16 protein-coding genes are annotated in these 19,530 nt (G+C 54.9%); 14 read left to right on the top strand and 2 right to left on the bottom strand.

Translation table 11 applies throughout. The annotated features are described in order from the left end of the window. The first annotated feature begins 530 nt into the window (after nucleotides 1–530). The 9 genes from HH303_RS19760 (at nucleotide 531) to HH303_RS19720 (ending at nucleotide 11,591) form a co-directional block, all read left to right on the top strand. On the top strand, nucleotides 531–1,793 hold the full coding sequence (locus tag HH303_RS19760; RefSeq protein WP_169627148.1) for an O-antigen ligase family protein: 1,263 nt from the start codon (nucleotides 531–533) through the stop codon (nucleotides 1,791–1,793). Between the two features lie 26 nt (nucleotides 1,794–1,819). Continuing rightward, entirely contained in the window at nucleotides 1,820–3,733 is a 1,914-nt protein-coding gene (asnB, locus tag HH303_RS19755) for an asparagine synthase (glutamine-hydrolyzing) (RefSeq protein WP_169627146.1), read from the top strand. A gap of 288 nt (nucleotides 3,734–4,021) precedes the next feature. After that, nucleotides 4,022–4,639 (top strand): SIS domain-containing protein, encoded by a 618-nt coding sequence (locus tag HH303_RS19750; protein WP_227421962.1) that lies wholly within the window; start codon nucleotides 4,022–4,024, stop codon nucleotides 4,637–4,639. A gap of 8 nt (nucleotides 4,640–4,647) precedes the next feature. Next, on the top strand, nucleotides 4,648–5,199 hold the full coding sequence (locus HH303_RS19745) for a D-glycero-alpha-D-manno-heptose-1,7-bisphosphate 7-phosphatase (RefSeq protein ID WP_169627144.1): 552 nt from the start codon (nucleotides 4,648–4,650) through the stop codon (nucleotides 5,197–5,199). Between the two features lie 60 nt (nucleotides 5,200–5,259). After that, nucleotides 5,260–5,985, top strand: coding sequence for a transaldolase (locus HH303_RS19740; RefSeq protein WP_169627142.1), 726 nt, complete (start codon nucleotides 5,260–5,262; stop codon nucleotides 5,983–5,985). 198 nt (nucleotides 5,986–6,183) lie between these two features. Next, nucleotides 6,184–6,984 carry an ABC transporter permease gene (locus HH303_RS19735; RefSeq protein WP_169627140.1) on the top strand — a complete coding sequence of 267 codons (801 nt, stop codon included), beginning with the start codon at nucleotides 6,184–6,186 and terminating at the stop codon, nucleotides 6,982–6,984. A gap of 4 nt (nucleotides 6,985–6,988) precedes the next feature. Beyond that, on the top strand, nucleotides 6,989–7,762 hold the full coding sequence (locus HH303_RS19730; protein ID WP_169627138.1) for an ABC transporter ATP-binding protein: 774 nt from the start codon (nucleotides 6,989–6,991) through the stop codon (nucleotides 7,760–7,762). Nucleotides 7,763–7,833: 71 nt separating this feature from the next. After that, nucleotides 7,834–9,690: a hypothetical protein gene (locus tag HH303_RS19725; protein WP_169627136.1), complete on the top strand. Its 1,857-nt coding sequence runs from the start codon at nucleotides 7,834–7,836 to the stop codon at nucleotides 9,688–9,690. A 35-nt stretch (nucleotides 9,691–9,725) separates the two neighbouring features. Continuing rightward, nucleotides 9,726–11,591 (top strand): hypothetical protein, encoded by a 1,866-nt coding sequence (locus HH303_RS19720; protein WP_169627134.1) that lies wholly within the window; start codon nucleotides 9,726–9,728, stop codon nucleotides 11,589–11,591. 78 nt (nucleotides 11,592–11,669) lie between these two features. Here HH303_RS19720 and HH303_RS19715 read toward each other — a convergent pair whose 3' ends face one another. Both HH303_RS19715 and HH303_RS19710 read right to left on the bottom strand, forming a co-directional pair. Continuing rightward, entirely contained in the window at nucleotides 11,670–12,698 is a 1,029-nt protein-coding gene (locus HH303_RS19715) for a glycosyltransferase (RefSeq protein ID WP_169627132.1), read from the bottom strand. A 19-nt stretch (nucleotides 12,699–12,717) separates the two neighbouring features. Further along, entirely contained in the window at nucleotides 12,718–14,991 is a 2,274-nt protein-coding gene (locus HH303_RS19710; protein WP_169627131.1) for a hypothetical protein, read from the bottom strand. 427 nt (nucleotides 14,992–15,418) lie between these two features. Between HH303_RS19710 and HH303_RS19705 the strand changes: the two genes are divergently transcribed. Genes HH303_RS19705 through HH303_RS19685 form a run of 5 tightly spaced genes read left to right on the top strand, consistent with a single transcriptional unit; the run spans nucleotide 15,419 to nucleotide 19,445 of the window. Beyond that, nucleotides 15,419–16,147 (top strand): transketolase, encoded by a 729-nt coding sequence (locus tag HH303_RS19705; RefSeq protein ID WP_169627129.1) that lies wholly within the window; start codon nucleotides 15,419–15,421, stop codon nucleotides 16,145–16,147. Beyond that, nucleotides 16,144–17,076: a transketolase family protein gene (locus HH303_RS19700; protein WP_169627127.1), complete on the top strand. Its 933-nt coding sequence runs from the start codon at nucleotides 16,144–16,146 to the stop codon at nucleotides 17,074–17,076. Before HH303_RS19705 ends, HH303_RS19700 begins: the two co-directional genes overlap by 4 nt. Then, a complete protein-coding gene (locus HH303_RS19695) occupies nucleotides 17,033–17,770 on the top strand; it encodes a class I SAM-dependent methyltransferase (RefSeq protein ID WP_227421960.1) in 738 nt (245 codons plus the stop codon). Before HH303_RS19700 ends, HH303_RS19695 begins: the two co-directional genes overlap by 44 nt. Nucleotides 17,771–17,772: 2 nt before the next feature. Next, the gene (locus tag HH303_RS19690; RefSeq protein ID WP_169627125.1) at nucleotides 17,773–18,945 is read left to right on the top strand and encodes a DegT/DnrJ/EryC1/StrS family aminotransferase; all 1,173 of its coding nucleotides are present in this window, start codon (nucleotides 17,773–17,775) and stop codon (nucleotides 18,943–18,945) included. After that, nucleotides 18,942–19,445 (top strand): WbuC family cupin fold metalloprotein, encoded by a 504-nt coding sequence (locus tag HH303_RS19685; protein ID WP_169627124.1) that lies wholly within the window; start codon nucleotides 18,942–18,944, stop codon nucleotides 19,443–19,445. Before HH303_RS19690 ends, HH303_RS19685 begins: the two co-directional genes overlap by 4 nt. The last annotated feature ends 85 nt before the right edge of the window (nucleotides 19,446–19,530 follow it).

The raw sequence follows: 19,530 nt of genomic DNA, 5'->3' as shown, positions 1-19,530 counted from the left end.
CCCAAACCGCCCTGCGACCAACGTTCATACAGGCGGGATTGCCGCGCTGTCGGTCGTCCCGCCCCATCGCCGAGCGAATCCGACATCGCGGCCTTCGCCAGACGGTTCTTCAACACGACGCCGCAAGGCAGTTCCAATGGGGTGAATAGGGGGGCGGCATCAGTTGTCGTCATAGTCGCGGTCTCCGATTCCGGTTGCTCGACGGTGTGATGTGATCACTGGAAAGCTATATTGTAGGGTGAAGAGCGTCGGGCGAGATAGTTCGGCAATCTGTCTATAACTAAAGCGTAGACCGGTGCATCCCTGTTTCCAGGAGACGGGCGATTCGTTTCGGCAAACGATTTCAGGCAGGCCAAAGAATGTTCGGATTGATTGCTGAAAATTGCTTTGCCCTCGTCGGTACGACCACTCTACAATTGTAAAAGAAAGTGTCTGGGGAATAACGACAACTCATTTTTCTGGACGAGAGCGACGATAGCTGGTGTTTCTGGGCATAACCACCACTCTCCGACAGAGGGTATTCTGAGAAAATGCATTTCACGCTATTCTCGTCGATCGTCGCGGCGTTGACCATACTGGTACCCTTGGTTGCGTTGCATACACACGTTCTTTTCGTGGAAACCATGTTGCTGGGAGGCTTGCTTCTTGCAGGGTATTCCGGGAAACGCGTCGTTTTTACGTCTATCCATCGTTTGTCGTTGATTGTGATCGCTCTTCTGCTTTGGGCTTTGGTATCCAATATATGGAGTATCGATCCGTTTCAGGGGTTCGTCCGCATGGCACGGCTCATGCCATTGTTCGTGATGGGTCTTTTGCTAATGAGCGTGAGTTCCCACACCGATGTGATTACCCATAAGCTATGCGGTACTGCCTTGAAGATTGGGCTTGGATTGGCCGCTCTGATTTTCTTTTCAGAACAGGCATGGTTCTCGATTTCCAAAATGCTGGTTGGCGTTACTCAGGTGCAGCAAGTAGAGCATGACGCGGAGTATAAAGTATTCGGTACTGTCATAGGAGCGTTGTGTGTCTTGCTTAACGCCTATTACGCTCAGCAAAAACGTTGGGTGTGGATGGTTGTTTTTGCGGCGGTGCTAGCGTGTATTGTATTACTATCTAAATCGTCGTCTGCTGCTGTTGCGCTGTTCTTGAGCCTGATTGTCTTCGTCCTTTTCTGGGGGGCACCTCGCATAACCGGGATTGGTATGATGATCGTCATACCGGTCGTGTTCTTCTTGTTCCCCCTCGTCCCGTTCGGGAATTCCGGATTGGAAGCGTCGATGGGACCGAACGCACTACACCGATTAGCAATATGGCAGTTCGTAGCTGAATCGGTGGCTGATGCACTCTGGATTGGCCATGGATTGGATTCGTCTCGAACGATACCGGGTGGCGACGCATTGGTGCCGGATGGATTTCTGGGCTCGGCTGTCCGTTCGCTACCTCAATGGGAAGATTTGATGGAGCGGGAGAACGCTGAACTATTGCCGCTTCATCCGCACAATCTTGCTCTGCAGGTTTGGTTGGAACTAGGTGGTGTCGGGGTTTTTCTCGTTTCGACTTTTTACGTATTCCTAGTTCGCAGCATCTGCTTCGGAAAGAACAGGCCTCTGATCTACAGGGCTGGTTTGATGGCGCTATTGGTTTATACTCTTATCATAGGATTCTTGAGCTTCGGTGCGTGGCAAAGTTGGTGGGTCGCGTGTCAGATTGCCTTATGGATGGTCGGGGTTTGCCTGTTGCGCAGGCGTCATCCGGTTCCGTTGCCTGAAGAGTTCGTGGCTGATCGAACCTGACACAAAGCTGGTAGGAGAGTTACCACGTGTGCGGAATCGCCGGGTATCTGAGCCCGTCGCCAATAATTGATGCTGGTGAGTCCGATGCGCGCTTGCAGGCAATGGTCGCACGCTTGCGCCATCGTGGTCCCGACGCCAACGGGATATGGTCCGCACCGTCGGCGGGCTTGGCGCATACCCGCCTAAAGGTGATCGACCTGACGGAGGCTGCGGCTCAGCCGATGAGCGATCAGACAGGGCGCTTCCACCTCGTCTTCAACGGCGAAATCTACAATTTCAAAGAGCTGCGGAAAGAACTGGAATCCGAGGGCCGGACGTTTCGATCCGACGGCGACACCGAAGTGTTGCTGCAAGCCTATATGCGGTGGGGGGACCGGACGCCCGAACGACTGGTTGGTATGTTTGCCTTCGCCGTCTACGATTTCAAAGAAGAGAAAATTTTCCTGGCGCGGGATCGCTTTGGCGAAAAGCCACTTTTCTACACCTTACAAAATGGCGCTTTCCTTTTTTCCTCTGAAATCAAGGCCTTATTGGCGTGGCCGGGCTTGCGGCGACGCCCAAACATGCAGGGATTGCACCGGTTCCTGACCTATCAGTATATTCCGCCGCCCCAGACAGCGTTCGAAGACATTTATGCGATGGCACCTTCGTGTTGCCTGACGATCGAAAAAGGGGCGACCGTTCTCCCCGAACCGACGCGGTATTGGCGGTTACCGAACCATAGTATCACGACAGCACGGACCACGGAGGAAGCGGCGGAAGGGCTGTTGGATCATTTGGCACGCGCCGTAAAGCGACAAAGCGTCAGTGATGTCAGCTTAGGTGTACTCCTTTCCGGCGGTTTGGATTCCGGAACGATCACCTATCTGTTGCACAAAATATTCCCAGAGCAGTTGAGTGCCTTCACCATCGGATTTCCGTCGAAAGAGCTAGACGAATCCATATTTGCGAAAGCGATCTGCAAGGATCTGTCGGTGGAACACTATATCGGCTCCGTTCAGGGAGCAGTGCAGGATACGGTTGCCCACCTTGCGAAAATATTCGACGAACCGCTCGCCGATCCGGCGACGATTCCGTCCCTCAGCTTGATGGGGCTGGTGCGTGGGAATGTGACGGTTGCCATGTCGGGGGACGGGTGTGACGAGGTATTGCTCGGATATGCGCGATATGTCGGCTGCAAGCTTGCCTCTGCGCTCGATTTTCTACCATTGAATGTCCGTCAGATGGCGATCCGTTCCGCTTACTGGCTAGAGAAGAACGGCATGTCGAAGGCGCGAGCCGCAAGGTACGCTATCCGACTTGCGAAAGAACTGGGGACGGCTGACGAATTTCGTTATGCCAATATGATTTCATTCTTCAATGACAGCGATCGTGACGGCCTCTATTCCGGGGATATGCGCTCGTTCATGGACATAAAAATCGCTGAGGAGATCAGTGAAAAGATGTCCGGTGATGGGGATATCATGACACGCGCGTCTCAGTTCGACCTGGAAAACTATGTGCCGGGGGCGCTCATGACAAAGACGGACCGTACGGCGATGGCGCATAGCCTTGAGGTGCGTTGTCCCTTCCTGGATCATGAACTGGTCGAGTTTTGCTGTGGTATTCCGGAACGTATCAGGCTTCCCGGTACATCGCCGAAGGCCGTATTGGTAAATGCCATGGACGGTCGGTTGCCCGACAGCATCTTGACCCGGGATAAAGTCGGATTGACGCCGCCGCTTGCGGAGTGGCTAAGAAACGAGCTTTGGGACCTCACGAACGATCAACTTAGTGAGGATCGGGTTCGGTCTCGTGGAATTTTCAAGCCAGAGGCCGTACAGTCCATGCTCTCGGAGTTGCGACGGGGCGAGAACCGACACCAGTACAAGATATGGAGCCTCCTGCAACTCGAACAGTGGTATTCGACGTGGATCGATGAACCCGTTGCATCGGGATAACGTCACGTATCCGCCTTTGGCGGTTCTCGACCATCCTTCAAATCTGTTGTCGTGATGACGAAGCAAACCCGTCGTCGGTCGGTGACGTCGTCTCGACCTCCGATAGGGCCTTTCATTGACTTGAGATTCGTTGACATAGGCCAGAAATTGACGCAGATTTCGGCACTATTCGGGCATTCGATGACCGTGGCGGGCTATGCTAACCGACACGCCCTATGCGTTTTTCCCGGCGTTTTCCTTCGAAGCTGCAGCACATCGACAATCCGCATCGAGAAATAGGCAAAGATCATGTCCAATGTAGAAATGTCCCTTGCGCCCTCCCTCTCATTCTCTGAAACCTACCTCAATCAAGCGGCAAAAATATGTACGAGCCTTGATGCTTCGGTGATTGAGGCCATGGCAGAAGGGATATCGTCGGTCCGCGAACGCGGTGGAAGATTGTTTATTCTGGGCGTTGGCGGCAGTGCGGGAAATGCGGGGCATGCCGTTAACGACTTCAGAAAGCTCTGCAATGTTGAGGCGTATGCGCCGACCGACAATGTTTCCGAACTCACGGCTCGTACCAACGACGAAGGCTGGGAAACGGTTTTCGCGAACTGGCTTGCTGTCAGCCGTGTCAGCGACAAAGACGGCATCTTGGTCTTCTCCGTCGGTGGCGGGAATGCTGAAGCGAATGTCTCCGCCAATTTGGTGCATGCCCTGAAATTCGCGAAAGAGCGCAGGGTAAGCATTTATGGAATCGTTGGCCGGGACGGTGGCTATACGGCGCAAGTCGCAGATGCGGTCGTCATTGTGCCGACCGTAGAGGCCGGATTGGTGACGCCGTATGCGGAAGCGTTCCAAGCGGTTGTTTGGCACTGTCTCGTATCCCACCCTGCATTAAAGAAGCACGCAACAAAGTGGTGACACGGGCCGTGTTCCTGGACCGGGATGGCGTTCTGTCCATCCCGGAGTTCCGCGATGGACGGTCATTTGCACCAAAATTCCTGGATGATTTCGTTCTTTATGAGGACGCGGCAGAGGGCGTCGCTGTGCTGAAGCGTGCGGGGTTCTTGGTCATCGTCGCGACGAATCAGCCGGATGTCGGCGCGGGATTGGTCCCGCGCGAGACAGTGGAAGCCATGCACGAACGGCTTAGTAAATGGACTGAAATCGACGATATCGAGGTTTCTTACGAAACGCGCGAACAAGACGTCGGGCGGCGGAAACCTGCGCCGGGTATGCTGTTGGATGCAGCTAAGAAATGGGAAATAGACTTATCAGCCAGTTACATGGTTGGCGATAGGTCTAGTGATGTCGAATGCGGATTTCATGCCGGATGCCACAGTGTTTTTATTGATCGCCACTATTCGGTCGAACCAATTCCCGAAAAACAAATAGCAACGGTTTCAAGTCTCGCCGAAGCGGTGGGTGTTATTGTCTCGCATTCAGGAAAATCAACGCCTGATGCGGCGAGGTTTATTTGACTTGCTCGATGTGATGCGAGTAAGTGCTCCATCCACTCTTCATCATTCTGGATCGCTTTTATGCTGAACCCGACTATCGACGATCTAAAGATCAAATTATTTGCTGACGGCGCCGACCTTGCGGGCATTTTGGAAATGTACCGTGACCCGAAAATCAAAGGTTTCACGACGAACCCGACATTGATGCGCAAGGCCGGCGTGCAAAACTACGAGGCCTTCGCAAAGGATCTTATCGGCCGCGTACCAGATCGTCCGATTTCGTTGGAAGTTTTCGCAGATGAGTTCGACGAGATGGAACGTCAGGCGCGCGTTATCGCGTCATGGGGTGATCAGGTGAACGTCAAGATTCCAGTTATGAACACCAAAAGGGAAAGTGCCGCTCCCCTGATCGAGGCACTCTCCAAAGACGGGATTGTCCTTAATATTACCGCCTTGATGACGGTCGATCAGGTTCGCGAGGTTGGCTCAGCCCTTGCTGAAGGGACACCGGCCATCGTTTCGGTTTTTGCGGGTCGGATCGCGGATACCGGTCGTGATCCGACGCTGGCAATGCGCGAGTCGCTCAAGGTTCTCTCGGATCGACCGAAAGCCGAACTTCTTTGGGCAAGTCCGCGGGAGCTTTTGAATGTTTTCCAGGCAGATGAGATTGGATGCCATATCATTACGGCGACAAACGACATCCTGAAAAAGCTGTCTTCCGTCGGGAAGGATTTGCACGAATTCTCACGGGAAACGGTCGAGATGTTTTATACGGACGCGCAGAACGCGGAATTCGAGATATCCTAATCTCCGAATTTATCTCCGAAATATTGCGCTCTCGTCACCGTAGTGCGAACAGCTTTTGCTATTGCTTGGTAATTGGGCCGCACGTCAGATAACGCAGGTGGGTTGGGGGTTGCACGTCTCGTGTCTACTTACTAGAACGTTGCCGGGGCTGGCAGGATTGGTCTTGCCCGAGTTATCTCCAACGAATGTAGATTGCCGATGCAGTTAGATAAATTCGCGAAAACCGCCGTACAGGATATTGTTGGCGGGGCATTCAATTGGCGCCTGTGGTCATGGTTGGGATGGAAAGACACGCGTCTCCGCTATCGTCGCACGCTGATCGGCCCGTTTTGGCAGACCCTGAGCATGGCGATTTTCGTCGGTGCTCTTGGTTTTCTGTATTCGAACTTCTGGAATATGGAAGTCAGTGTGTTCATTCCTTACCTGACGGCGGGAATGACGGCATGGATTCTGATCAACACGATTGTAACGGAAAGTACGGCTATCTTCGTCGCCAGCACTCCGTTCATCATGCAAAAAGGCATGCCGTATTCCACTTTCGTGTATCAAGTGATACACAGAAATGTGGTTGTTTTCTTTCATAACTTAATTGTTTTTGTTCTGGTGATGGTCGTCTTCGGCGTTTACCCAACGGTGAGCCTGTTGTTCCTGATCCCCAGTCTAGCGCTATTTATGTTGAATGCTCTTTGGGTCGCATTGCTGGTTGGCACGTTGTGCACCCGGTTCCGCGATTTTGGAAATCTGATCGTTAGCATTCTTCAAATCATCTTCTTCATAACACCTGTTTTCTGGATACCGGAGCAGGCTGGCAGCCGAAAGGTCCTCTTCGTCGATCCCAATCCGTTCTATCACTTTATAGAGCTCATTCGTGCGCCGCTATTGGGGCATCCGCCGACGATGATGAATTGGGCGGTTACGATAGGGACTCTTGTGGTCGGTAGCTGTCTCACCCTGATCATCTTTGGGCGCTTCCGGTCTCGAATCCCTTATTGGATCTAATTCGATGTCTACTAAAGAAACCTCAATAACGCTCAACGATGTCACGATCGAGTTCCCGGTGTATGATGCCGACCGTAACTTTCGGAAATATCTGCTGAAGCCGAATATCGGCGGTATCATGCAGGCGAAGTCGAAGAAGGCGAAGCATACGGCGGTCACTGCGCTGCGGAGCTTGTCTTGTCATTTCGAGACTGGCGACAGAATAGGGCTGATTGGCCTTAATGGCGCTGGCAAATCGACCTTGTTGCATACGCTTGCGGGGATTTACGAACCGATCGGTGGCGAGTTGATCGTCAACGGGCGCGTTTCCACCTTGTTCAATACCAATATCGGAATTGACCCGGATGATACCGGTTATCGCAACATCCTGACATGCGGATTGATCCTGGGCATGACGCTGCCAGAAATTCGCCGTAAGTTGGACGAAATAATCGAATTCACCGAATTGCAGGAATATATCTACCTTCCGGTTCGGACATATTCGTCGGGGATGCTGACCCGTCTGGCTTTCGCCGTAGCCACCTCTATCGAGCCCGATATCCTGCTCATGGATGAAAATATCGGTGCCGGTGATGCGTCCTTCCAGGCGAAGGCTGCGGCGCGTATCCGGAATATTACATCAAAAGCGCAAATCCTGGTTCTTGCATCGCACAGTGAAAGCGTGTTGCGGGAGTTCTGTAACAAGGCGATGTTCCTTCATAAGGGGGAACTGATCGCGCAGGGCGACCTTGAAACCGTCCTTGCCGAATACAATCGCCACGTTGCAGGAACCATGTGAGACAGATCATGAGTTCAGATAGGAAAAGGTAGGCTTCCCGCTGCCTTGCCGGTCAATCACAGGATACGTCAATGGCAAAGCAGCCAGCGGTTTCTACTCAGCCACGCGTGCGGTTCCTTCTGCCGGTTTGGGGGGAACGCTATATCGAACGGTTCGCGGAACTTTGTCTGCCGTCGCTCCTCGCGCCCGGGAACCTTCCTGCCCTGACTGAAATTTGTAACTGCGAGTTCGTCTTGCTGACCACGGCGGACGCGATGCCGATCTTTGAACAACAGAAGAACTTCGATCGCTTCCAATCCCTGGCCCCGACACGAATTCTCCCGATCGACGATCTCATCGTGAATGAATATTCCGGTGTGACCTTGTCCCACGCCTATTTCAGGGGCGTTGCGGATGCCGGGGAGGACATGGTGGACATCCATTTCCTTTTCCTCAACTCCGACATTATCCTGTCGGACGGGTCCCTTGCCAGCGTGGCCCAGCGGATCGTGGCCGGGGAGCGTTGTATTCTTGCGAATTCCATCCGGGCGATTTCCGAGGCGCTTGAAGCGCCGCTCAAGGCGATGATCGACGACGACAAGCGGACACTGGCCGTTTCGTCTCGGGATCTTGTGTCCATGGCGTTGCAATCCTTGCACCCGACCCTGGTGGCGAAGCTGGTGAACGACGATTTTTGCCACTCAATCCATGTGAACCAGCTCTATTGGCGTGTGGATTCCAACACCTTGGTCAGCCGTCATTTCCTGTACTTCATGTTGTCGATCCGGCCTGAGAAGGTGGTCGTCTCAAACAGGGGGTTCTGCGACTATTTCTTCGTACCGGAGATGTGCCCGACGACGCCGTCGACGGTGCTGGGCGACTCGGACGAGTTCTTTGCCCTGGAAATCCAGTACAGAGATAGCGAAGCCGACTTCCTGCGATTGGGGCGACCCACGGACCAAGAGGTTGTCGACAGCCTTGCGAAATGGACCACCGAAACGCATCGGCGGGATGCGCGAGACCACGTCTTGATCTTTCATTCGCAGGATCTGCCCCCGGATACGGAAAGGTTTGTCGCGGACTCCAGGACATTTGTGGGGGGGCTGATCGGCAAGATGCCGCCGCCGCAACCCCACATCGATCATCCCTATTGGACGGGATCGCAGGCTTTGTGGGAGGCATGTCGCCAGAAGGCTGCCCGGCGCGGGTCGAATGAGGATAGTGTGGAGAAACACGGATCGAGGTCCGAACAGAACTCGGAGCCACATCAGGAAACGATGCGTCAACGTGTCGGGCGGCATGTGCTCGGCAGGGTGCCGGAACTGCCGCGATGGCATCCGGATTGGCTGGACTATCGTCTTCTGGCACCTGTTTTGGCGGGTATCCGCCGAACGCCCGGAGAGACTGTGATTTATGTGGACGACGGGTTGGGGCTTCTCGCCTCCGCATTGGGAACCGTCGATCATATATCCATCGATGACCTGCTCTCGGATAGGGGCGAGGATGAGACGCTGAGCGCGCGGTATCGCGCCGCTGTGGTTGAAATGACGCGATTTCCGCCCCTGCGGATCGTTGCGGTCGTAGAGGCGTTGTCTACGCGGATGGATGAGGAACGGGAAATCATCCTATTCTGGAAGGATATGGCCGACACCGAATTGGATACGTCTACCGGTGTTATGTCGGTGGTCGGCGATTTTTGGCCGGGCATTGATTATGACCTAGAATTCTGGTTTGCCGGGGGGCGGACCAAGCGGTCTCTGAAGCATGACCTCGTGACGGCGAGGGGCCTGTTTCTCAAATATGGCAAAGTCGCATTGCCGCTGGTTGGGATGTTGACACTATGGACACTGTTCCGAGCCTGGGGCTTCAATAGGCAGGCCGCCATACGACAGGACAGCCGCACGACGGTTGAAAGCCTGTCGAGCTTTACCTTTCATCTCAAAGGCTAGTGACGACCGGAACCGGATTCCGAGCGAGAAGTGATATGGTCGAGAAACAAAAGGTGCAATTTCTAGCCGTAATGTGGGGCAAAAAATACATCGACTTCTTTGTCGATGTCAGCGGCCCGGCCCTACTTGCGCCCGGAAACTTACCCGCGATGGCATCTGCGCTGGACAGCCGGTTCGTCTTTCTGACGAAAGAGTCGGATATCGCTTATCTCAAGAAAAGCGCCATTTACGAGCGCATTAAAGCATATGCCGATATCGACTTCATCGCGATTGACGACCTCATCATACCGGGGTTGATGAGCTATACGCTCACCCACGCCTATGGCCGAGGCATTTTGGTCCATGGTGCGGATATGGTTAACCGGCATTTTGTGTTCATGAATGCCGATTTCGTCTTCGCCGACGGAACGTTGAAAACGCTGTCACTGCGTATCGCGGCGGGCTATGACGTTGTTATGGCGCCGAGCCTGCGGTGTACCCAGGAAGAAACCTTCGGGTCGTTGCGCGATGCCGCGGGACAAGGGGACGCGACCTTAATCCTGACACCGCGCGATGCGGTGGATCTGACGTTGCGTCACCTGCACCCCACGGCGATTGCAAATATCGTCAATCAGCCCTTTACGAATAGCCTCGTGGCGAACCAGTTCCTGTGGCGGGTCGATCACACGACGATGGTCGCCCATTTCTATCTGCTGTTTATGCTGTGCATTAAGCCGACCCGCGTGGTCGAGAGTTTTCATGGATTTTGCGACTATGTTTTCGTGCCGGAGCTTTGCCCCGGCAGCGCGATCAATATCATTGATGACAGCGACGACGGATTCATCCTTGAAATGCAGTCCCGCGACCAGGAGCTTAAAACCCTTGCGCTTGGGAAGCGGGATCAGGAGTCCATCGCACGTCAGCTTTCCGAATGGACGACGAAGGAGCATCGTGAATACGCGCTGCGTCCTATCCTGTTCCACGCTGGCGATGTTCCGGTGGCTGTCGAGGCCGTTCGGCAAGAATCTCAACGCTATATGGAATCCATTCACGCCTTGCTGCGACCGACGCCGCAACCGGTCCGCCATCACCCGTATTGGGTCGGGGCGATGCATGCCGCGACACGCTATCTGACGGCACAGGCGCGTTGGTCGGAAACCGCTGCCGATACGTCTGGTGCTGATGTCGACAGAGAATTGATGGAATCCGTACCTTTCGCACGCCGCCTTTTCCGGATGCTGGCGGGCAGCCCGCCCCACGCGACCCCGTTACATTTCGATTGGTTGGAATTTCGCCCGGTCGGGGATACGTTGCGCGATTTCCTGGAAACCGAAACGGGTCCCTTGCTGTTCGTTACTTCGGGGCAGACGCGTTTCGACCTCTATCTCCTGACGCACAAAGATCGATGCCGACGCGTCGATCCGGCTGCCCTTATTTCCGGGAGGACAGATGGCGTTATGCCGGACGGCAATTCTGGTGCCGGGCTCTGCTATTGTTATTTGACGGTTGGGGAGCTGTCGCGAATCCGGCCTCTCTTGATGGCGTTGAACGCGATCCTCGGGGGGGAGTCGCGCCTTCTCGTATCCGTGATCGATGAATATGCGGATATCGATGACGAGGCGTTCGAGCGCAAGGTTCTGCGAGAAATCGGCGATCTTTCCCAAACCGGATTCGATATTGAGTGGATCACCTATATCGGGAGTTCCTGGCGCCGACGGTTGCGCAGTAGGATTTACAAACATGCCGACCGTTATGCCTTGTCAGGCGGTGGAGTGTTCTCCGCCTCCGTCGCAATGCTCGGCGGATTGTTCCTTGGTATGGTTTTGTCGAACCTCGCCGGGGGCATTTTCGGCAAGACCCGCCGCTCCCCGGAAGGCGCAACCAGCCTTGTCTTCAAGGCCGTCCCCAAAGCACCGCTTTGAGGGAATACCGGTTAAGTGCAGGTTGCCTTAAGCTTATCTGGAAATCGTCACTCTGGTTTTGACGGGCGCTTTATGGTTTCAATCCTGCGACCCGATTCGATAGCGCAAACGGCGCAGGCCGACCGTTACAGCGTCGTGCGGTCTTAGCCGCAGGAATCCGAACACGATCAGAAGCATGCGCCATGCTTTCATCCGTGTCAGGTGGGGCGAAAATGCGAGCCGGAGAACCGGCGACGTGCCGGATCCAAGGCACCGGCGTGATGCCACCCATGCCGCTGTGTCGCCGGATCCCAGGATTGCGCGCAAAACCCCGAAGAGCCAACGGCCGCGCCATCTTTCATAGTATTTTTGGGGGAACAAATCCGAATACCGATCGCGTATCAGCGTCTGAACATGATCCGCGACGAGCAAGGCTTCGGTCGGGTCGGTGCTCTGTTGTCCGGCTAGTCCGTTCTGGCTGCGTCGCCAGCACGCTAGGGGTTCCGCCACGAAACACGCACCCGCATGCAAGGCGGCGAGGCGTGCGGAAAAGCCGTCGATGAAAGCGCCGAGTTCTTGATAGAATCCGCCAACTTCGAGCAACGCTTCACGTCGGTAGATCGTCGAGGATCCGTTGAACCAGCTATCGTCCTTCATCAGAAACCGCTGGACGTCGTCGGGCGGAATATATCCGGGGGACTGGATCGGGGTAGGGGTGTTGAAGACGCCGAGGTCGCGCCCCTCTTCATCGATTATCCGGCACAGGGCGGAACAGAGGCCGGCCTGCGGATACTGCGTCAGCAGCCCCATCGATTTTTCGAAGAGGCCCGGCAGAACCAAATCGTCCGATGCGGCGAAATAGACATAGTCGGAATCGGCCTTGCGCAGCCAATCCACCATATTCTTGAGAATGCCGCGGTTCTCGCTGATTTCGTGAACTCTGATATTCGGGTAACGATCCGCGTAACGTCGTGCGATGATCAAGGAATCGTCTGTCGATCCATCATCGACAATGTCGATCACATCTGGCTGTACGGATTGCGCCAAGATCGCGTCCAATGCCAAGCCCAAGAAATGGGCATGGTTGTAGTTCGGTAAGAAAGCGGCAAGTTTCGGCGGGCGAGGCATCTGATTTGCTTTCACAACGTCATCGGATCGCCAGTTTCGTCAGTCGGGACAAAACCGAATACACCGCAAGATAGGCGCGCGATAACAGGGGGGGCGCGGAACCGTTCGCGCGTGCTGTATCCACCTGCTCCTGCGCCTTTCGCGCTGCGCGGAATATCACCCCGCGGAAAAGGTGCACCATCCGTGCAACGGCGACGGGCAGTGTTGGCAGGAAGGATCTCTTCTTGCTGCGCGCGACGAGGTCGTCAATCTTGAGCAGAGCGCACTGTTCAACGGCATCCCAATCGTCCCGTTGGTATTCGACGGCGAGGAGCCGCAATGGCTGCCGGATATAGCTTTGGTGAAGCGCGTTGGTATTCTTCCTAATCCAGTCGAGAATGCTCGGCATGTCGGATCTGGCAGGGGTCGGAACCGCATACTCTGCCGGGCTTAACTCACACCAAAGGATGTCGTCCGAGCTGTCGACGATATAGGTATCGCGAGGTTTGATGTTGGCTTTAAACAGAAAATCGTCGTCGATCGTTCCGGTGAACGTGAAGTCCGTCTGTTTCGGGTACACCGCCACCGGGTGCAAATGGAAGCAATGCATCAGGTAGCCGACGTCGTCCAAACGCCAATAGCATCCGGCGGGATGGAAGAATGGGTTATTTCCCTCGAACAGATGGCTTTCGCTGATTGGATGCGGGTGCTGTAGCGCTAGGGAGACGAGGTCGCGCGGTTGGATTGAAACGATATCGTCCTTCAAATAGTCGCGTTTAACGGACGCGATCACCTCGTTCCGCAAAACGCGGAAACCGGTGATCAGAATTGCGCGTTTCCCCATGCCAAGGATACGGCAAATCGATTCGATGCTGCCGTCGGCCAACACCATATCAGGAATAAGGAACACGCTCGCCGAATTATGTTCCGCCGCCTTTTGGATTGAGTCGCGGTAGCAATTCGAAGAGCGTACATATCGGTTCTCCTCCGTCTCGTCGACGGGGTGAAACTCGACCGCGATATGTTCGGAAAGCAAACGAACGGCGTCGGAGTTCTCAATGATTTCACGGCCCTCGCCGCAGGTATATATGCGATAAACGCAGTCTTCCTTGTTGGGAATTGCCTTAATATTTCGCAGCGACAGGACGCTCGGCAGCATTACTTCAGAAAAGATGCACGCATATTCCGCGCCCCAAACCGACGTGACGAAGTGGATGGGCACATATGCCTGGGGCTCTGAATAACTACCATACTCGAATAAAATGTCTTCCCCACCCAAAGCCTCTACGTCGTCCACCTTTTCCAGGACCTCGCGGACAACAGCGTCGGATTGGGCTTGGGCATCCAACCACTCTCTACCGTCGCAGCCAGCGGCATGGAGCCGGATCGTGCTGCCCAGGAGCGAACGGTAGTGCGACGTGGTATGGAAATGTGCCCAGCGTGCGATTTCCACGGCGCTTCCCTGCCAGGGCATGACGTCCATCATCAAATCGTGCCGGCTCAATTCGCAAGCGCAGAACAGGTCGCTGTCCTGCACAATCACGGTGTCGGTCGGGTTGGGGCAGGCTGCCTCAAGATAGTCATGGTCGATTGTCTTCGAGAACTGAGCGTCTTTAACCTCTGGGTAAACGACGACCGGATGAAGGTTGAAGCATCGCATAAGAAGGCCGTTGCGGACTTCCCAGAATATCGCGAAAGGCAGCCATTCCTTGGGCTTCCGGCGATTGAAAATATGAAGCTTTGTCAGTTGATGAAGATTGTCGAGCGCGATCCGTGAAAGGTCGCGTGGGGTGAGGGTGATTTCCGGCGAAGACTTGTCGACTTGGTAGGAACGTATCGCCGATGACGCATCTTCCTTATTCAAACGCACGCCCATGGCCATTACAGCGCGCTTCCCGGTATCGACGGCATCGACGAGGTACCGAAAGCCACCGTCCGCCATCACCACGTCGGCATTGTGAAAAATCAGGGCTGCGTCGGCGGCGTTTCCAAGCTCGATCCCCAGACGGTAACAATCGGATTGTGTGTTGTAGGGATTCGCCTGATCGGCCGGGTCTGTCGTTATTTCATGGAATTCGACGGCGATTGTGCGGGCCAACAGCTCATAGGCCGGGCTTGCTTCAATGACCGCCCTGTCGGCCTTCGTCGTGAAAATCCGGTAGAGACTTCCCTGACGATTCTGAAGGACGGGAATATTTTCGGGTGACAACAACACCGGTAAAGACACGTCGACGAATAACTTCGTATAAACACTACCCCATACTGGCGTTAGGATATGGAACGGGACCAATCGTTCACTGTTTAGATGGGGCATGGCTGGAATCGTTTCTATTGGTGATTGTTGGCAGGATTGACACGATTTCGTTCATTGATGCAACGCTGTTCGTCCAAGAATGACCGAGTGTGTCGGGGGAGGGTGTCGAGGGTTGACACCTTTCGGAGAAACCGATTATTTCGGGTTCAAGATAATAGTTTGAGTGAAGGATACTCGAATGAACGCTTCACTCAGCTAACTTCGATCATATCATGCCCTTAACGAAAAGATAAATTCGGTCGTGACGTTATAGGCGGTCACGGTGATTGGAGAATACGGAAGGGGCTTTGCAGTGATAGGCGGAACCGACGGTTCTAAGACAGCGCCACAATTAACGCGGACTTTGAACTATTCAATAGAAGAGTCCAGGGCACGGTGTCTCCGGTTCAGGAAACGCATTCTCGACCTGTCGCAGAATGTCACGGCGATGCATATCGCACCGGCTTTTTCCTGCTTGGAAATTCTGGATGCCGTGTATTATGGTTTGATGGCGCGGGACGATACGAATGCATTGCAAGATATCTTCGTTATGTCCAAAGGCCACGGGTGCATGGCGCAATACGCCATCCTCGAAGATCTTGGCATTCTGACGCCCGGTGATCTAGAAGAGTATTGCACGCCGGACGGTATGTTGGGCGGCCATCCTGATTTCGGGGTTCCTGGAATTGCCGCATCCACCGGATCGCTCGGTCACGGCCTGTCGATCAGTCTCGGTATGGCTTACGCGGAGAAGATCGCCGGAACCAACCGACGGGTCTTTGCCGTGATCGGCGACGGTGAAATGCAGGAAGGCTCCATCTGGGAGGCGATCATGCTGACGCCGAATCTCGACGTACGCAATCTTGTCTGCTTCCTGGACCTCAACGATTTTCAAGGTCTTGGCAGAACCAGTGAATTGCATCCGCATTTCTATCCGGTCGCGCAAAAACTGGAAGCCTTCGGCTGGCAAACGGCGGAAGTGAACGGTCACGATACGGAAGCGATCCACGAGTGCGTGCGTGCGCATTCCAATACGGGACCGCTGTTTGTCGTGGCGCGTACCGTTAAGGGTAAGGGTGTCGATTTCATGGAAAACGTGCCGATTTGGCACTATCGCTCGCCGAATCCGGAAGAATATCGGTATGCCATGGACAATCTGTCAGAGGTCACGGAATGAGAAATCGCTTTGCCGAAACCGTGTACCGACTGGGTCAGGAAGATCCCCGGATTTGCGTGATTGTCGCGGATATTTCCCCCGCCGGTTCGATCGAGAAATTCCGAACGGAGTTTCCCGACCGCTTTATCAATACCGGTGTTGCCGAACAGGTGATGATCGGGATGGCGGCTGGCATGGCGCAGCGTGGCCTGCGCCCGTTTGCCTATACGATCGCGACTTTCGCCCTGTACCGTCCTTTCGAGATGGTGCGAAACGACCTCGCCTACCAGAGCCTACCCGTCACCGTGGTCGGGATCGGCGGTGGCGTTGTGTATTCCACGCTGGGCGGGACGCACCATGCTCAGGAAGACATCGCTGTCGCCTCGGCAATCCCCGGTATGACGGTGATTTCGCCTTGCGACCCGCTAGAGGTCGAGTATGCGACCGAGTATTGCGCGACACAGTCCCAGGGGCCGGTTTATCTACGTCTGGGCAAGGCTGGAGAACCGGTGCTTACGGAAGATGCCGTCGAACCGTTCGAAGTTGGGAAAGCCCGCTATATTCGGCGCGGCCGCGATATCTGCATCATGTCCTATGGTATGACGATGAAGCAGGCGATGGATGTCGGCGGAGAATTGGAAAAGCAGGGGCATTCGGTATCAATCCTGTGCGTCCATACGCTGAAGCCACTCGACACGGCGAAGATCGCGGAAGCGCTCGGCGATCATGATCATGTCGTGATCATTGAGGAAACGTCGCCGCATGGTGGGCTGGGCGGTCTGGTCAAGCAGGTCGCCTTTGACGAGAAGGCCGATTGCGAGATCCATGCCTTTTCGCTGAAAGACGAGTTCATACACGTTTACGGATCACATCAGGCGTTGCTCGCCGCACATGGGTTGAGCACGGATGCCATCCTTGAAAAGATCCACGCACGAATTGGAAAAGACTGACATGGCCGAGAAAGAAAAAGGCGAGATTCAGTATCAGGAAGCCATCGATCTGATGCGCAAGCTGGGGCTTCAGAAGCTCGGACTGACGTCTAGTTGGGGGTTTTACGACGATCCCAAGCGTCTGACCTTTACGTTGGCGCGCTACAAATTCGTCTCCAAAATGCTCGAAGGACGTCGCAACGTTCTCGAACTCGGATGCGGGGATGCCTTCGCCAGCCGCATTGTTCGGCAGGCCGTGGGCAAGCTGACCGCGTTCGATTTTGATCAGGACTTCGTTGAATCGGCGCGCGAGATCATGTCTGACCGTTGGCAGTTCGACGTTCGTATGCACGACATTCTGGACGGCCCCGTACCGGTTTCGGAAGACGGTTTATACGATGCCGCCTACTCCATGGACGTCATGGAGCACATTCCGGCGGAACAGGAGCACCTTTATTTTGAAAACATTATCGCGTCGCTGGACGAACATGGGGTGTTGATCGTCGGAGCGCCGTCGCTGGAATCGCAGGAATATGCCTCCCCGCACAGCAAGGTCGGCCATGTGAACTGCAAGAACCAGCGGGACCTTAAGGCCTCTCTCGAAAAATATTTCCATAACGTCTTTACGTTTTCGATGAACGATGAGGTCGTGCACACTGGCTTCCACAAGATGTCGCATTACAATTTGGCCCTCGGCTGCGGGAAGAAGAGGTAAGCTTGTCCGGCCTGACCCAAAAAGAGCTCCTGAACATGGGGCGTGCCTTGGCCACGCCGCCGTCGGTGACCGCCCCCCGCGTCCCGTTCCTGGATCTGCGGGTGACGGACGCGGGCCTTAGGGCGGATATCCTTGACCGGGTGGACCGCGTTCTTTGCCATGGTCGGGTTGTTCTTGGTCCCGAGGTTGAGGAATTCGAGGAAAAACTCGCGACCTATTGTGGATCTCGCTATGCGGTCGGCGTCGGGTCCGGGACGGCGGCGCTGTTTATCGGTCTCAAGGCCCTGGGCATTGGGCCGGAGGATGAGGTTATTACCACATGCCTGAGCTTTGTCGGCACCGCGAACGGCATCAGCTTGGTTGGTGCGAAGCCGGTATTCGTTGATGTGGTTGACGGATTTTCGATGGATTGCGACCGGATCGAACAGGCGATCACATCGAAAACGAAGGCGATCATGCCGGTGCATTTTACCGGCAAGCTATGCGACATGGATGCCCTGGCGCGGATCGCGGAAAAGTACGGACTGTCTATGATTGAAGATGCGGCACCGGCAATCGGTGCCGAATTGAACGGCAAGCGCGCCGGTTCCTTCGGCACGGTCGGGGCGCTCAGCCTGAATCCGATGAAGGTTTTGAACGCCCTTGGCGAGGCCGGGGCCCTCGTTACCGACGACGAGACGGCTTATGAGGCGATGCAGTGGCTGCGCTATAACGGCGTCGTCAATAAGGAGAAATGCGTCGACCCGAGCATTAACGGTAGGATCGATACCATACAGGCGGCAATCCTGCTGGCGCGGTTGGAACGGTTGGAGGATTTGATCGCGCGTCGGCGTGTGATCGCGGCCCGGTATAACGAGGCTTTCGCGAACCTTGTGGACGTTCCTGCCGAAGCGCCGGGATACCGCAACGTTTACTACACCTATTCGATCCTCACGTCGGAGCGCAACGCACTCGCCCGGCACTTATCCGATAGTGGGATCGAAACAAAAATCCAGCACCCGATTATCATGCCGGAACATCCAGCCTATTTGGAGCAGGACTTATCCGCTTATTCCAACGGGATACGGACGACGGACACCGTTCTGTGCTTGCCGGGGCATGAGAACATGACCGATGATCAGGTCGATATCGTAATTGACGCGGTTCTATCCTTTTTTGGCGGCAATGGCGCATGACGGAAGTCTTTCTGAACACGGACGACATCGTCGAGGTTACCGACGCCTGGATCGAAAAGCTGAAGACCGCCGCGGCGGAGAGCCCGTTGAAACGGTCACGTCTGTGCCTTCATCTTTCACCGGAAGATCCGGTGCAGGAGATGATCATTGCGTTACGGCAGGAAATTTTGTTCCGCCCTCATCGGCATCCGAATAAAAGCGAGTCTTTCCATATGTTGGAAGGCAGTCTGTATGTCCTGCTTTTCAACGATGATGGATCGGTAAAGCGGGCTATCGAAATGGGCCCGAGGGGGAGCGGCCAGGTTTCCTGCTATCGGCTTTGCACGTCGCAATGGCACGCCATTTTGCCGATGACAGAGGTCGTGGTCTTTCATGAATCAACGGCGGGCCCCTTTGTTCCCGGCGATGCACTGTTCCCGGATTGGGCCCCCAGCGATCAGGATGCGTTGCGCGCGTTCCTCAACAATCACTTGAAGCAGGCCACGGGGCGGAGCATTTAGCGACATGCGAACCGGATTGACCGCGCATGGTCCGACCGACCGGCCTCTGGACCGGCGGCATAATTCGAAAGATGCGTGAGGGGCC

The sequence above is a fragment of the Pacificispira spongiicola genome (assembly GCF_012926505.1).
Taxonomy (GTDB): domain Bacteria; phylum Pseudomonadota; class Alphaproteobacteria; order UBA8366; family Aestuariispiraceae; genus Pacificispira; species Pacificispira spongiicola.
The sequence above is the reverse complement of the archived record's forward strand: the minus strand, read 5'-3'. Positions and strand labels throughout refer to the sequence as shown.

Bases quoted from the DNA above. Each gene is read 5' to 3' on its own strand.
- HH303_RS19760 (WP_169627148.1), top strand. From the start codon at position 531: ATGCATTTCACGCTATTCTCGTCGATCGTCGCGGCGTTGACCATACTG.
- HH303_RS19750 (WP_227421962.1), top strand. From the start codon at position 4,022: ATGTCCAATGTAGAAATGTCCCTTGCGCCCTCCCTCTCATTCTCTGAA.
- HH303_RS19740 (WP_169627142.1), top strand. From the start codon at position 5,260: ATGCTGAACCCGACTATCGACGATCTAAAGATCAAATTATTTGCTGAC.
- HH303_RS19735 (WP_169627140.1), top strand. From the start codon at position 6,184: ATGCAGTTAGATAAATTCGCGAAAACCGCCGTACAGGATATTGTTGGC.
- HH303_RS19730 (WP_169627138.1), top strand. From the start codon at position 6,989: ATGTCTACTAAAGAAACCTCAATAACGCTCAACGATGTCACGATCGAG.
- HH303_RS19725 (WP_169627136.1), top strand. From the start codon at position 7,834: ATGGCAAAGCAGCCAGCGGTTTCTACTCAGCCACGCGTGCGGTTCCTT.
- HH303_RS19720 (WP_169627134.1), top strand. From the start codon at position 9,726: ATGGTCGAGAAACAAAAGGTGCAATTTCTAGCCGTAATGTGGGGCAAA.
- HH303_RS19715 (WP_169627132.1), bottom strand. From the start codon at position 12,698: ATGCCTCGCCCGCCGAAACTTGCCGCTTTCTTACCGAACTACAACCAT.
- HH303_RS19710 (WP_169627131.1), bottom strand. From the start codon at position 14,991: ATGCCCCATCTAAACAGTGAACGATTGGTCCCGTTCCATATCCTAACG.
- HH303_RS19705 (WP_169627129.1), top strand. From the start codon at position 15,419: ATGCATATCGCACCGGCTTTTTCCTGCTTGGAAATTCTGGATGCCGTG.
- HH303_RS19700 (WP_169627127.1), top strand. From the start codon at position 16,144: ATGAGAAATCGCTTTGCCGAAACCGTGTACCGACTGGGTCAGGAAGAT.
- HH303_RS19695 (WP_227421960.1), top strand. From the start codon at position 17,033: ATGCCATCCTTGAAAAGATCCACGCACGAATTGGAAAAGACTGACATG.
- HH303_RS19685 (WP_169627124.1), top strand. From the start codon at position 18,942: ATGACGGAAGTCTTTCTGAACACGGACGACATCGTCGAGGTTACCGAC.